General features: G+C 60.5%; 10 protein-coding genes, 1 tRNA gene and 2 pseudogenes. 3 read left to right on the forward strand and 10 right to left on the reverse strand.

The annotated features are described in order from the left end of the window. Nucleotides 1–122 precede the first annotated feature (122 nt). Nucleotides 123–866 (reverse strand): HNH endonuclease, encoded by a 744-nt coding sequence (locus A6745_RS27585; RefSeq protein WP_082852839.1) that lies wholly within the window; start codon nucleotides 864–866, stop codon nucleotides 123–125. 332 nt (nucleotides 867–1,198) lie between these two features. Here A6745_RS27585 and A6745_RS28510 point away from each other — a divergent pair, with 332 nt between their 5' ends. Continuing rightward, nucleotides 1,199–1,738: a hypothetical protein gene (locus tag A6745_RS28510; protein WP_156513243.1), complete on the forward strand. Its 540-nt coding sequence runs from the start codon at nucleotides 1,199–1,201 to the stop codon at nucleotides 1,736–1,738. Between the two features lie 479 nt (nucleotides 1,739–2,217). Further along, nucleotides 2,218–3,523 (forward strand): annotated as a pseudogene (locus A6745_RS01495) (IS5 family transposase). 54 nt (nucleotides 3,524–3,577) lie between these two features. Here the strand turns inward: A6745_RS01495 and A6745_RS01500 are convergent. From A6745_RS01500 to A6745_RS01535, 8 genes and pseudogenes are all read right to left on the reverse strand, one after another. Further along, nucleotides 3,578–3,961, reverse strand: a pseudogene (locus A6745_RS01500) (ATP-binding cassette domain-containing protein); the annotation flags it as partial. A gap of 24 nt (nucleotides 3,962–3,985) precedes the next feature. After that, a complete protein-coding gene (locus A6745_RS01505; protein WP_066122761.1) occupies nucleotides 3,986–4,474 on the reverse strand; it encodes a hypothetical protein in 489 nt (162 codons plus the stop codon). A gap of 282 nt (nucleotides 4,475–4,756) precedes the next feature. Then, nucleotides 4,757–7,207, reverse strand: coding sequence for an AAA family ATPase (locus A6745_RS01510; RefSeq protein WP_066122763.1), 2,451 nt, complete (start codon nucleotides 7,205–7,207; stop codon nucleotides 4,757–4,759). Continuing rightward, nucleotides 7,204–7,794: a hypothetical protein gene (locus tag A6745_RS01515; RefSeq protein WP_066122765.1), complete on the reverse strand. Its 591-nt coding sequence runs from the start codon at nucleotides 7,792–7,794 to the stop codon at nucleotides 7,204–7,206. The genes A6745_RS01510 and A6745_RS01515 overlap by 4 nt, the downstream gene beginning before the upstream one ends. Then, nucleotides 7,791–9,491, reverse strand: coding sequence for an SIR2 family protein (locus A6745_RS01520; RefSeq protein WP_082852873.1), 1,701 nt, complete (start codon nucleotides 9,489–9,491; stop codon nucleotides 7,791–7,793). The genes A6745_RS01515 and A6745_RS01520 overlap by 4 nt, the downstream gene beginning before the upstream one ends. 356 nt (nucleotides 9,492–9,847) lie before the next feature. Beyond that, nucleotides 9,848–10,204 carry a hypothetical protein gene (locus A6745_RS01525; RefSeq protein WP_156513245.1) on the reverse strand — a complete coding sequence of 119 codons (357 nt, stop codon included), beginning with the start codon at nucleotides 10,202–10,204 and terminating at the stop codon, nucleotides 9,848–9,850. Between the two features lie 30 nt (nucleotides 10,205–10,234). Continuing rightward, nucleotides 10,235–10,996, reverse strand: a complete 762-nt coding sequence (locus A6745_RS01530; protein WP_156513246.1) for a hypothetical protein — start codon at nucleotides 10,994–10,996, stop codon at nucleotides 10,235–10,237. An 805-nt stretch (nucleotides 10,997–11,801) separates the two neighbouring features. After that, a tRNA-Pro gene (locus tag A6745_RS01535) sits at nucleotides 11,802–11,878 on the reverse strand. Nucleotides 11,879–12,182: 304 nt separating this feature from the next. Here A6745_RS01535 and A6745_RS01540 point away from each other — a divergent pair. Then, nucleotides 12,183–13,199, forward strand: coding sequence for a ProQ/FinO family protein (locus A6745_RS01540; RefSeq protein ID WP_066122772.1), 1,017 nt, complete (start codon nucleotides 12,183–12,185; stop codon nucleotides 13,197–13,199). 397 nt (nucleotides 13,200–13,596) lie between these two features. Here A6745_RS01540 and A6745_RS01545 read toward each other — a convergent pair whose 3' ends face one another. Further along, the gene (locus tag A6745_RS01545) at nucleotides 13,597–14,037 is read right to left on the reverse strand and encodes a hypothetical protein (RefSeq protein ID WP_156513247.1); all 441 of its coding nucleotides are present in this window, start codon (nucleotides 14,035–14,037) and stop codon (nucleotides 13,597–13,599) included. Between the last annotated feature and the right edge of the window lie 195 nt (nucleotides 14,038–14,232).

Genomic DNA, 14,232 nt, shown 5'->3' on the forward strand with positions numbered 1-14,232 from the left:
ACGCCCCTCCGTGGGGAGCACTCAATCTCCCTTTACTCGAAAGGAGATTGTCGCGCATCCCAAACGAGTGAGCCCCAGCCAAGGCACGCTGTCGTCAGCATTCTTTTTCTTTCCGCTTGCAACTACCACTGCGTCTCGCGATAGTTTGCGCCGTAGTGCCGTTCCCTATGACAATTTGGACATAGCGCTATGGCGTTGTCAATCGTGTCTGCACCGCCTTCTCCAAGCGGTTGACGATGATGCACTTCGAGATACGGGCGGCCGTCCGCCCGGAGAAATGGCGCGACCTGATCGCAGCCTTGACACACACCGTTCGCAAGAAAAAGAGCTTCCGCAATTACATCGGGATTGCGCTTGAAAACCCGCGCCAGCACGATTTGCTGTTCCGGCATCGCCCGGGCTTGCTGGAGTCGCTGCGCGCGCGATTCGGGCGCATCTGCCAACGCCTTTGTCACCTGATCGTCAAGCGAGAGGGAAACTTCATCGAACATCGCCATTTCGCGAAGCCTGCCGACGAATTCCGCATAAACGCGGCGCAGTCCCGGTTCGTTGCCGGTGATCCCATGCAGATACGTGATGTGACTAAGGACTGATTGCAGCGCGATCATTAGGTCGCCCGGGCCACCTTCAGCAATGCGGCCAAGCATGAATCGAAGCCCGTCTGCGCTAACAATGGTTTTGAATGTCTTGCCTCGGCGCAGGGCGAGAAAACAGCCGATATATCCGCTCGCCGTCCGTTCCGCAATGCCGTATTCTGCAGCGAGGGTCTTTTGCGCTTCGATCAGTCTTGCCTTTTTTTCAAGTACCTGCCTCGCAGCCTCATACGCCGCCGCGAACACTTCTGGAGTAACCATGGCGCGTGTCATGCGTGCCGATCCTTTTTTAATCTTGATTGGTAATGATAAATCGTCTGTCAGCGGATCCGGCGCGCTCAAGCTTCGCAGAACAACTCGAGCGCGAATCGCAACATGTCCTTCGCGCAAACTGCGGGAGGCATTCCGTCCAACTTTGATCGATCGCTCCAGATCCGGTTGCGGCCGTCGGTCGGCGCAACCAGCGGATGACCGAGCAGGGTCGGTTTCAGCCCCAAAATTTTAGCTATAATCGGCCACGAGCGACTACTCGCTTGAGCCCAACTATCGGAACAACACGAATTGGTAGACTTGCTAAATACGTCAAAATAAATCGGAACTGAATAATGATTCAATGGCCACCACACTCAAAAATAATCTGCCTTGATTTTGAAGATAAAGTTATTGCAGAATCAAAGCGAAGCAGGCTGGATCTTTCCGATGCATTAATGCTTAATTATCAAGAAGAAAAACCACTAACCTGTTATATAGATATCTCAACAAAATCGACTGAGTGGAGAAGCTGGAACTCGATCAATGTGGGGCGAGTTGAATCCCGAATTGCTTATGACCTTGAGTTTGATGGCTATAAAGTAAAAATTGATCGGATAAGCAAACCGGAAAAAACATTATGCAGACGACCTTTCAGGTGGCTGCTGGAAATAAGTGCAGATTACGGAGAAGGGAGCTTATTAGAGGGAAACAAAACCATTGGCACTAGATTCAGGGTTGCCCGGGCGGATGCATCCATAAAGACGATCCAAGGGGAAATCGAAAAAATATTTGGACTACCGCGCGGATGTGTTTGCTTAATAACTCCTGAAGATAAAAAAGCCAAACCAAGCTCCTTAATAAAGAGCCTCAGGAACAAGTGGAAAAATGGCTAGTGGCCACCCGACTGTCAGCTTAGGGCGACAACGGTCACTGGCCGACATCACACTTCCCCGCGAGCAGCCAGCTGATGAACTTGCTCAAGGCCACGGCGCGCGAGGGCCAGAAAGTATGCGTTTGAATCGCTTCCGCAAGTCGCTGTCGCAACTACGCATTCAAACTTCCCAATTCAGTTGATGACAAACAGGATCCCGATGCAATGTCAGTACCCATAGACCTCTTGCCGACGTTTGAAAGCCTTCTGACTACCTTCGAGAATCGTGCAAACGATGTCTTTGGTATCGGTGGTGTCGATCGACCCACGATCCCTGATCACCGATACTTCGCTAGCGCCGCGCAACGGAATAATTAGTCGGCCCTGAACAATCGCTCTGAGCCTTATTTCATGCGGTTTCGTGCGGTGCCGAGGTGGTGTGTATTTGCAGGATTGGAGATAATAGAAGCCCGTTTTCTTGCAAATTTATCCGAGGTTCAGATGGGCCCGAAGCCAGAGGTGCCTCAGTCCGGAGAGTTGTTCGGGCATCCGTTGCGCGAACAGATCAACCTGAAGCATCCGATCGTGCAACTGGCCGATCTGATGGACTGGCAGCGCATCGAGTCTGTGTGTGCGTCGGGATTCCCCTCGGGCCGCGGTCGTCCAGCCACCTCGCCGCGGCTGATCGCCGGGCTGCTGTACCTGCAACACGCGTTCGATCTGTCGGACGAGGCCGTGGTGTGGGGCTGGGTGGAGAACCCGTACTGGCAGGTATTCACGGGCGAGACCTATTTGCAGACCGATCCGCCGATCGATCCGTCGAGCCTGACGCGTTGGCGCCGTCGGCTGGGCGAGGCGGGAGTGGAAGAGCTGCTGGCCGCCACGGTGGCCGCGGCCAAGGGCGGCGGGCTGTTGCGCGCGGCCAGCTTCAAGACGGTGATCGTGGACACGACGGTGGCGCCCAAGGCAGTGGCCCACCCGACCGACTCGCGGCTGCTCGAGCGCAGCCGAGCACGGGCTGAAGTTGCGGCAGAACTACAACCGCGAGGCGCCGAGGCTGGCCGCGCAGATTGGACGTTACGCGCATGCGCGGCAGTTCAAGCGGATGAACAAGTCGCTGCGCACGTTGCGGTCGCGCGTAGGCCGGGTCTGGCGTGACATCGACCGGCAGAGGGATCGGGTGCAAGAAGGCGCGCGTGCCTCGCTGCAGGATTTGATGGCGCGCACCCGGCGCATCCTGGATCAGCGCACCAAGGACAAGAACAAGCTGTACGCGCTGCACGCGCCCGAGGTCGAGTGCATCAGCAAGGGCAAGGCCAGAACACCTTACGAGTTCGGGGTGAAGGTGTCGATCACTACCACGCTCAAGGAAGGGTTCGTGGTGGGCGCGCGTTCGATGCCGGGCAATCCGTACGACGGGCACACGCTGGTCGAGGCGCTGGAGCAGGCGGGGATCATTGCCGAGAGCCCGATCAGCACAGCGGTCGTGGATCGCGGCTACCGGGGCGTGCAGGTGCCAGGTGTGCGTATCCTGCGATCCGGGCAGCGGCGCGGGCTGACGCGAGGCCTGAAAGCGATGATCAAGCGCCGCAGCGCCATCGAACCGACGATCGGACACATGAAGGCTGATGGCAAGCTCGGGCGAAACTGGCTCAAGGGCGCATTGGGCGATGCGATCCACGCGGTGCTGTGTGGCGCGGGCCACAACATTCGCCTGCTGCTGCGCCGGCTGCGGCTTTTTTACGCCCTGCTCCTGGCGATGTGGGCACAAGGTTTTACCGGCAGAGCAGTGACTGCGGTCCGATAACCACCGGATCACACTGCTTGGGACAACCGGAAACCTGATTGTTCAGGACCGACTAATTAGCTCAGCGTCCCCAAGGACAGCGATGTTGGCATTGTGCGTGACGATAATAACCTGCCGGTGTTCCTTTATGCTACGCAGCGATCGCACAACCGTTTTGTAGATGAATTCGCCATCGAGGTTGTCCTCCGGCTGATCGATAATCAAGGGCACACGGCTCTTGGAGAACAGCAGCACCGTCAAAAGGATTGCCTGCTGCTGGCCGAGCGAAAGCTTGGCGAAGTCGCGGACCCGATAGCCTTTCGTACCGTCGGCATTCTCGGCGACCTGCGTCACTTTGATTTCAGGTCGGTCTTCGAATGCGATGCGCTCCAATGCACACTTCGCCTGCCACTCCGACAGCTTCGCAATGATGTCGCCAGCATCGGCCTTCGAGAACACACGGTTGCCATCGGCATCATTCAACTATTCAAGTACCGATGTATTCTTCGCGTTGACGGCGACAAGGAGTTGAGCCGGCGAAATCCTGGCGGCAATGAGCCCTGCGCGTGGAACCTGAGAAGTGCGCCAGTTCATCGTGGTCTTGATCAGATCTTCCATCTCGGGAGAAAGCAAGCCTTCGTAGAACTGGAATTTGACCCGGTAATCGACCACCGCCGCGGCCAGATTTCCGCTCATCGTCGTCGCGAAGGCCTGACGAGCATTGAAGATCTTGGCGCGGAGGGTGGCGCGTTCCTGGATCAGACGCCTGCGCTCCTTGAAGGCTTCCTGCTGCTTCGGCTGGCTCTTCTTTAGCTCGATCAGTCGCGCCTGCAGGTCCGCGGCGTCCTTTGTGACCTTGCGGATGAACGCGATGTCCAGCTTGATGTTCTGCTTCTCCAGATCGCGGCGTATCTCCTCGGTGACTGCGCAGGGATCGGACTTGCGCCAACGAGCTGTATCATCCTCACTCAATTGTTGATAATCATAAAAAATCTATATTTATCATAAGATTACAAATGGATCACACAGCAATGCCATGATTGGTACCATACTTTTAGCTATGACCCCGTGGGCGCTCGCTTTCTCCTCACAATAACGATCCGCCTCGACTACAAACGGACGTTAAAAGTATGGCTGGATCCGGGGCTTACCTGCCATTCCCATGCCGAAAGTGGGACGCCAGCTTACGCTGAAGGTGGCCGCCTCACGTCCTGTCCATTCGCCCCAACTTTTCGCCCGCCAGCTTTGCCCTTTCTATGCAGCAACTAGGTGGTCTTCGTGATAGGCAAACGACGCAGGCGTCGCGACAACGTTGCCGTCAAAATTCCTAGTAATCTCGACCGCAATAAGGCTGTCGCCGGGGAATGAAGGACTCAGTTCCAAGCTCAAGTAGTCGAACAGTGCGCGCTCGTGCACGGCGACGATGAGCTGGCGGCCCATACCCTTGGCCAGCGTACGCAGCAGAGCGGCGAACTGCGCGATGTGGACGTCGTCCATTGATTGAATAGGGTCGTCGAGTACCAGCCACGGAAAGCGTGACGGCACGGAGAGATGCAGAGCCAGAAACAGTGTCAACGCAGCCGTGTTGAGGTTGCCCTGGCTTAGCATCGCACCGGGAGTACCCGATGTCTTGCCGGATCGGTGCAGCGTTTCCAAGACGGCCTCGACCTTACCATCATCCTCTGTCGGAAGCTGGAACTGGGGGACAAACTGCTCGGACGGTGCGAGCCGCACGAACAGGTCGCGCCATACCTTGTTGAGCGACGTGTTGAACACCTTCTTGACGATCCCGGCACGCACCCGGCCCGCTGCACCCGATACCTTCTTAGCGTACTCGCGATCCGTATCGACTTCGACCGCCGCGCGCTCGACCGCGGCGAGGCGCTTCTTGGTAGCCTCTAGCTCGCCCTTGAGCACCTCGATCTGCGCGCGGTCCTTGGCGTAGAGGTCGAGTTCGGACAGCGCGCGGACGCGTGCGGCCAGGACCGCCTCCGCAGCGCGATTGCGCTCGTTTACCAGGCGTTCGGCCCCGGCCAACGCTTCATCGATTGTTTCGAAATTACTCGCCGGAGTGCCGGTCACGCTCTGCACGATCTGCTCGATCTCCGGCACCAGCGACCTCGACATCTCGTTCAGTCGACGTGCCGCCGCAACAGCATCGCGAGCATTGCGCGCTTCCGTAGTCAACCGCCGGCCTTGCTCGGCAATGGGCACCATCTGCTTGAGCCGTTGTGCGGCGTCCGCCATTTGCAATGCGCGCACCGTCAGATCGGCCTGCTCCTCGGCGCCGAGCTGCCCGCTGGTCGCACTCAGCAGATCTCGCTGCGCAGCGGCGAGCCGCGTGCTTTCCTCGGCCCGTTCGGTCGACAAGGCTTGGAGTCGCCCCGCCTCGCTCGTCAGCGACGCGATCTTGGCAGCGATATGCGCGGACAGCGAACCTGCATCCTGCTCGGCGAAATTGCGGTTGCACACTGGACAGATGTCGCCTTCGACATGCGGTGCTACACCGGCGAGCGCACTTGCGAGCGAACGCGCGTCCTTTGCGCCACTCGCGAGCGCGTCATTCAGTTCGCCGATCCGCGCGGTGGCGCGCTGCACGGTCGTGTTAAGCGCTTTCACTTTCTCGGCCGCCGCGTTGCTCGTCTTTACCAAGCTGTCCGCGCGCGCACTTTCCGCCTCGGCCCGACGCGAGGCAAATGCCCGCGCTTCCTCCGGCCCATCGTCCATTTCAGGGATGTCAGAAAACTGGATACGGAGTGTCGCGATCAGCTCGCCCAATTCTTTGCCGACGCCAGTTCGCCACATACGCAACGCCTCGGCCGCGATCGCCTCCACGCGTTCGCTCGCGGCACGATCGTGGTCTGCGTCGGCCGTCGGCAGCGAACGCCAGCGTTCGCGCAGCCCGGTGATGTGGGAACGCGCGCCGCCAAGATCGGCCAGCGCGCGCTCCTCGCTCCGCTCCGACTCCAGTTGCGTTCGCAATGCCTCGATGTCCGTCGCCGGGTCGACCGTGATTGGGTTGGGCATCGCAAGCCCGGCGAGGGTAACGGTGAGAGCTGAAGCGCGCGTGTCGCGCGACTGTTCGGTGGTCCGGATGGATTGGCTGATGCGATCGCGCTCCTGCACGAGCGACGTGCGCAGACTCTCCAGCCGACGATAAGCGGGAACGAGGTTACGAATCCGAGTGACATTGAAGGCAGGAAACAAGCCATCAACCAGAGCATCGAGCGGGTCGAGGCCGAGCAGCTCCTTCACGAACTGGGTGAGCGGAGAGGTCGAACCAGTTCCCCGATCGTCATAGAGTTCGAGCAACTTCCCAAGCGTCGCCTGCGGCAGGTAGCAGCGCTCGGCGAAGAAGCGAGCTTCCGCAGCGTCGAGCAAAGGCGTCGGTTTGAACGTCGTGTCGGAGAAATCAAGCGTGCCCTTGGTCCGGGCGCCCTCGCGAAGCGGCCCGGTGGTCGTCAGCTCGATCGATCCGCCGCCGGTTTCCAGCGTCGTGAGGTAGGACCGATAGCCATCGCCATCGGCGGCGAGGTGCGCGATCTTGCCCGTCAACGCGAGTTCAAGCGCCGACAGCACGCTGGTCTTGCCCATGCCGTTGGTGCCGTGAACCAGCACGACCTGGGCATCGAGCGGCACCACGACCTCGCCGCGCAGGCTGCGAAAGTTCCGGATTACGAGCGTTTTCAGTCGTTCGGTGCTCATGCGTCGTCCTCGCCTTCGGCCAAAGCCGGTTCCACCGCGACCTTGATCGCATCGACCAGTACGTCCTCTACCGCTTGCTTGCCTAGTGGAGCCGCCTCGACCAACAGATCCGCAAGCGGTCCGGCCGCCTTCTCCGGAATTTCGCGGCGCAGATCGCCCGTCCAGTCGACCAATGTCTCGACCGACGCTGGCTGGCTGATCGGCAGTAGCACGGACAGCCAGTCGCGCACCGCATCCGCCGCCTTCGGTCCGGCCGGAGTCCCGATCGGAAGCACCCGGCACACTCGGCTGATCGACTGCACTGTCTCGGGCAACGCCTGGCCGGAAGTCAGCACCGCAGTCACTGAACGTTTCGACTTCAGCACATCGAGCGCGCGCGTCAGCGCCAGTACCTTCCGGATCAACGCTTCGTCCGATGTCCCGCTCTTCAGCTCGATCACGATCACCAGATCGTTAGCCCGGTCGCTCGCGACGAGCGCACGATCGAACTCGAACGACAGCGAGCCGATCTTCATCGGCTGAGCCAGCTCGCGATACTTGCCCTGCTGGACAAGGATCTCCACCACGCGCTCGCTAGTGGTCGTCATATCGAGACCTCGTTCCTGAAGTCGTCGCGCAGACCATCCAGGCTGGTCGCGCTGGCGAGCATCGGTCCGAACGACACATAGCGCGCACCAAGCGACCCGTCGCGCAGCGATGTGCGCGGACTACGCTGTTGGCGCCCACCGACTTTGCGCGAACAAATCACAACGACATCGTCATCGTCCTCGTCGAACGCGCCTGCCTCCATCAAGCTGGTGATATTGTCATCATTTGCCGCAAGGAACACCCGCGCCGCACTGCTCGCCGACGTCACCCGCAGCGCACCCGATCGCGGATCGGCCGGATCATCGAGCGCCGACGTCCACGTCGAATCCTTATGCTCCAGCCCGATCAGGCCGAGCGCGACAGCCGCCTCGCGCTGCCCAGTGGAGGCCAGTGCGACATTGCCCTGCATCATGTGCGCGGGTCGGTGGTCGATCGGGAAATATTGCTGCACACCCGGTCCACTCGTCCCGTTCTGCAACTGATGTCGCGCGCGCGCGAGCGCGGCCGCGAGCAAACGCACGAACGCGGCCCGGTCGCCGTTATCGGCCCCCGCGGCACGATCGCGCAGATGCATGATGCCCTCCGAGATTGCCGCGCGCGCGGCATCATTTAGGCCGGGCGCGTTGGCGTCGCTGGCGAGCACGTCCAGCTTTCCCGCCAGCACCTGCAGCAGGAGCGCCAGAAGCAGCGGCTTAGCGTAGGCCTGGAGCCGCGCCTGTTCACAGATCACGTCACGGTTAGGCTCGTAGTCGTCGCCATAGGCGACCGTGAGCAGGCTCTTTTGATCGTCGCCCAACTCGTTCGCGGAGAAGACAATTGGGGTCGGTTTGTCGGCCCACTTCCAACCCTTGTGCGCGTTCACCTTGCCGAACAGGTGCTTGATATTCTCATCCTGCGCCGAGAGCCCCATCATTATCGTGCGCGAGGTTTGGATCATCGCTTCGAGCTGATCACGCACAATCTTGAACGTATCGCTGCTCATCCAACCGGTGATCTGCGCCGAGCGTGCGACCAGCAGTTGCCGGTAGACGGCTTCTGTCTCGATCGCGCGAAGCGCGCAACCGTGGAATTTGTAGAGGATTGCCGCCGCCGCCGGCCCACGCAGATCGTCGCCGGTCACCGTCACCCGATAGACATTGTCGGGATAGCCGAGCTCCTTCATCGCTGCCTCAAGCAAACCATCCCAATTGGCAGTAGCGAGCTTGGTCACCGCCCCCTCCAGCGCGAGGATGCCGATCGCAAGGTGCTCGGCGTCTGGATCCTGGCTTGCGAAGGTATGCGGAAAGTCGAGACCGACCCACAGAAGATAGTCGGAACTCTGCTTCGGTATCTCCACCGCCAGCACCTTGGAATACTGATTCCATAGCCGCGCCAGCAGCAGCTTGGCACAGGGCCAGTCCTTGACCGGCTTGGCGAGGTCGATCTCCTTTCGCTCGTCATCGGACAGCTTGGCCATGTCGATGATCGTATCGAACGCGCTCTTGTACGGGCAGTCGGCGGCGGCGGTGAATCTCACGCGCAGGAAGTCAAGGAGCTTGGCGAGCACTCCGTTCAGATCAACTACGCGCTCGCGCGAAATCCCTGATCCGAGCCAGAAAGCGTATTCGCCCTGACAAATGCCCTTGCTAACGCCAGCGAAGGCGCCATCCAGCAAGTCGAGCGTCTGCCTTATGCTGATCTTCCCGGCGTCTGACAAAGTCCCCTCCGTTTCCACTAAACCATCGCCTGCCCCTAGTCCGCAAGGCACTCCCCCTAGATGCGGACTTCTCTAATCATCTTACTAGAACTAACGGTTTGTGAACGACCTTTGCACCGACGGCAGTAAATTTCACCTCGACGACTCTCTTCGTTAGGGCCGCAAATACAAGGAAGAGCAGCTTGCCCGCTGCGCTGTTCGACTCGATCTTCAAATAGACGAGCATGCATGGCGCGCCACCCCTAATCACCAATAGAGTAGCCATCATCCATCGCAAGTGCTCCACTGAGCGCGGCAATTCGTGACTGCTATGGCCAAGAATACGTGGCGTACCACCTAGCCCGCGTGACCTGCCATCAGCTCCGATAGACCACTATACGAGGCTCGTCGGAAACAGCGCCATGCAGTGCCCATTCTTGATAAGGTTTTGCGCCCACAAGATAGTCCGGCAGCCGCGCCGTAAGGTCGGCCCACGCTGGCGCATCCTCCGCCACCGTCAAAGTGCGGCCGTCTTTCAGTGCAATGACCAGTACGAGCATGCTGCCGACCATCTGTTCAGTGCGCGTCGCAACGATTTCAGCAATGTCTTGCCAATCGATGTGCTGTTTCCCTTGCCTGCCGCACACCTGCAAGCCGGAGTCGTCGACAACGATATCGACAGACGATCTGCGCGAAGGCAGCCGGCTGACAAGCCACGCATTAATCCTGTTCACGACCATCTGATCCGCCACTCCTGTTGCTTGCTAATTCCATTTTATGGAGGCCAGCCGCCACACCTCGGCTGCCGCCACTTTGCTCGCGTCATGGCTGATCCAGCCCGCGAACAATCCGCCAATGATGCCGCCAAGCACGATGGCACCACCTTCAGTGATTTCTCCAATGACAGGAATCACCAGTGTTGGAGCAGCCCACGTGCCGGCCCACGCCGCGCCAGCCGCCGCACCAGCCCACATGCCACCTGTTCCTCCCGCCAAGCCCCCCACTGCGCCGCTGATCTCTTCGGTGGCCACACGCGCCCTTTCACTCGGCGGAGCCTTTTCAATGACCACGCCGACAGCGATCACTTCCAGGACCACTCCCGCCGGTCCTGCCGTTCGGCCAATGAAGGCAATCCGGTTCGTTACTGCTCGCGTCTTGCCGACACTCAACAAGACCGCTTCGATGGTTCCCTTCCTCTGGAGCAGACTCTCCATGGCGGGTAGCGCAGAAGCAGGCTTGAGAGCTTCGGAGTAAAGCTTGCCGAATGGACTCAAGGGTTTGCGCATCTCCAGGACCAGAGCATTGCGCTGCACCTCGACCAATTGGCGAGACTCCTCATAGGTAACGTTTCCGCGTCTCAGAAGATCGTTCGCTTGCCTCTGAATGACGGCGTTTGCCTTGTCATAGAGGTATCGGCAGTATCCGTCCCAGCCCATGTTGGCAGCGACCGGAAAAGGAATACTCACGGCTTCGGAAACCTGAGATGCGTAGCTGTATCGGGCTGGCGTTTTCTCGTTATCAGGCATGTTTCCACTCGAATTCGCCAGGGATCATGAGACGCGGACCCTACACCCGCCCACTCCCGGACGATAATCAATCGATTTATGGGCTCGAGAATTTTATTGGCACTTCCTTAAAACAAGCCTATAGATGGATTGAATTCAGGCATCCAAAAGAAACCATGAGATTTTATTTGCGACGGACATGACACCTGGACAATGAAGGCGGCAGACGACAACAGGCGCTCCTGGAATGCGGAATGTTCGACAAAACAGTTTGAAGACGTTATCTGCGCTCAGCGGGAAATCGCTTGCTGCTCCAGATCGCAAGCTCACTCACGGCCGTCCCGCAATCGCGGGGCGCGCTAAAAACCGGAGCAGCACATTGCACGACGCCAGCCATGCAGCTGGATCGCCGCACTGGCAAAAACGTGGCCTCGCATCTTGGCAGTTTTGCCTACTTGAGCGCGCCGCCCCAGCAACCTCAGCCACGTAAATCGACCGTCGAAGGTCGAACAGAGAACGATGCAGCAAGTTGCGTTCAAACCACTGCCAAGCGGCAAGGCTATCGGATACGGCAAGCCAGGCCCGGCCGGAGAACGACCATGGCGTCCGTCAGATGGATCGCGAGGTCGGCATTCACCGCCCAGACTGCCAGTTCATGACCAGCGACCACACCGCTTTCCGGCGGATATCTGTTCCCCGACCCAGGTCAACGATTCGTCCGCAGCCGTTCGCCCTGGAACGCCAGCAACCACGCGCCGGTTGCCCCATTGGCCCTAAAAAGCACAAAAGGGCTAGCCGAAGAAATCAGCTAACCCTTTGATTCATATGGTCGGGGCGGCGGGATTCGAACTCGCGACCCTCTGCTCCCAAAGCAGATGCGCTACCAGGCTGCGCTACGCCCCGACGGATTGCCGATGAACAACCCCATCGGCAACGGACACGGATTGTACCCCAGCCCGCCACTCACCTCTTCGAACAGCGAAATGCGGCTTGGCGCCCGGCCTTGGGCACACCAATTGCAGCACGGGCATCGATGCTCCCCCTTGCGCCCCGAAGACCGCCTTATGTCTGCGGCTGCTTGGCGCAGGGCTGCCGACAGCCCATCAAAACTTACACTTCGACGCCCCCAAACGACACTGCCGCCAGCACTTCGCAATGTTGAATACAATGGCGGGCTAAACCGACCACGCAGGCTATACGCAATAACATGGGATTCGAACAACTCGCCGCGCTGCGCGACATGCTGGCCAAGCAAGCGGCCGATGAACGGCAGCAGCAGGGTAAGCAAGAGCCGCGCCCCAACAAGGGCGGCGGCAAGCCGGGCGACAGGCAAGGTGCCAAGGCGCAGGACGCGCAGCCGGGCGGCAAGCCCGCCGGCAAAGGGGGCGGCGATCGCCCCCACCGTGGCAACCCCAATCGCCAGGGCGACGGCCGTTCCGGCAAGCCTGGCGAAGGCCGTGGGCCTCGTCCCCAGGGCGAAGGCCGTGGTCCGCGTCCGCAAGGCGAAGCGCGCGGCGGCAATCGTCCGCAACAGCAGCGCCGCGAACGCCCGGAAGAGCCGCCGCGCGATCCGTTGCTGGTGGCCATCGGCCGGCTGCAGAAGCACTTCCCCAAGGCCTTCCCGAAGCGCCCGGATCCGCGCGTGCCGCTGAAGCTGGGCATCATCGAGGATCTGTACGCGCACTCGGCCAAGCTGAGCCTGAGCGAGGAAGAGATCAAGCAGGCCGTGGCCACGTGGTGCTCGGCGCAGCGTTACTGGGCCTGCCTGGTGAAGGAAGCCGCCCGCCTCGACCTGAACGGCGAGCCCAGCGGCACGGTCACGCCGGCCGAAGCCGCGCACGCCAGCTTCCTGGCGCGCAAGCAGCGCAAGCAGAAGGCCCAAGAGGAAAAGGCGGCTGCGGCGCAGAAGGCCGCAGCCAATGCGCCGGAAGGCGCGTCGGCCGAAGCGCGGCCGGCCACGACGGATGCCGAAGCCGAGGCGCAGGGTGCCGAAGCAACGGCACACACTGACGTGGCGCCTCAGGCTCATGCTGAAGCAGCGGGCAACACCGCTGAGGCCGCGGACGCAACGCCCAAGGCAGCCAAAGCCGAAGCCGAGGCGCTGGCAACGCAACCCCCTGAAGTCGATGCCGCGGAACCGGCCGCCTCCGCGGATACCGCAGCAGCCACCGAGGCTCCCGCGGATCAACCCGCTGACGACACCAAGCAGGGTCAACAGTCCTGATCTAACGACACCTCAACGGCCGGGCGACGTTGCCGCCCCGCCATTGAGAACGTCATGAAAACATCTGGCCCCCGGCCGCGACAATGCGGCCCAGGGGCCAGATGTTTTTCAAGGGCGTGCACATGCACGATTCGGGCAAGGCCCGGGTCACGTTGCAGCCGCTCACTACGCAGCCTCGAAAGGCCCCGGCGCAGGCTGGCCGGGCGATGACAGTCCAGAAAGAAGTGATCCACCAGCCAGGTCAAACGGCCTGCCAAGCCCGAGACAGGGCCGGGAGCACCCGCGGCCCACTCCCGGTCACCGCACAGCGCCAGGCGCCCTTCTCTGGCCTCCAGCAGTCATCCCGCCCATCCCGGGCGGGACGCCATCACCCGCGGCGGCATCAAGCGCCAGGCGATCAATGCGCCAGGCGGTACGGCCGCCGGCGCGCACCGCTGAACACCGGCTGCAACTGGAGTTGCTGCGCGGCGCGGCGGGCACGGGCGCCCGACAGCGATTGCACGCTGTGCGGTTGCCGGGATGCATGGCGCGCATGCTTGCTGGCACGGGCCTGATCAACCACGCCCACTGGCCGCTTCATGTCGCTCATGTCGGCATCGATGCGAGCCATGTAGAACAGCAAGCCCACACAGGACAGCACGCCCGCGGCGATCAGCAGCCACCCCGCGAAACCCAAGGCAGGCACCAGCACCAATGGACCGACCAGGCCGGTCAGCGGGGCCAGCAGCGCGAAGGTCACTAGCGACCGCCTGCGCGCGTTGTGCAACCCGTACCAGGCGATACGGTTTTCTTCGTCAGACACCATGCTGGAACGATCGAACATCGTAGCAATCATCATCAGCTCCTCCTGCCGATTGATGGGCACGCACTGACAGCTTGCGCTTGGAATGGCTTCCAGGACGCCGAAGGCGCCGTGGTTTGTCTCCGGGCTTCGGATTATTTATCTAGTTGTCATAACAAATACTCTTTTCCCGGACTCAGTGCAAGGTTGCACGCACCGGGATTTATCCCTATGGCGTGCAAAAAACACATA

Source organism: Bordetella ansorpii, assembly GCF_900078705.1.
Classification (GTDB): Bacteria; Pseudomonadota; Gammaproteobacteria; order Burkholderiales; family Burkholderiaceae_B; genus Bordetella; species Bordetella ansorpii_A.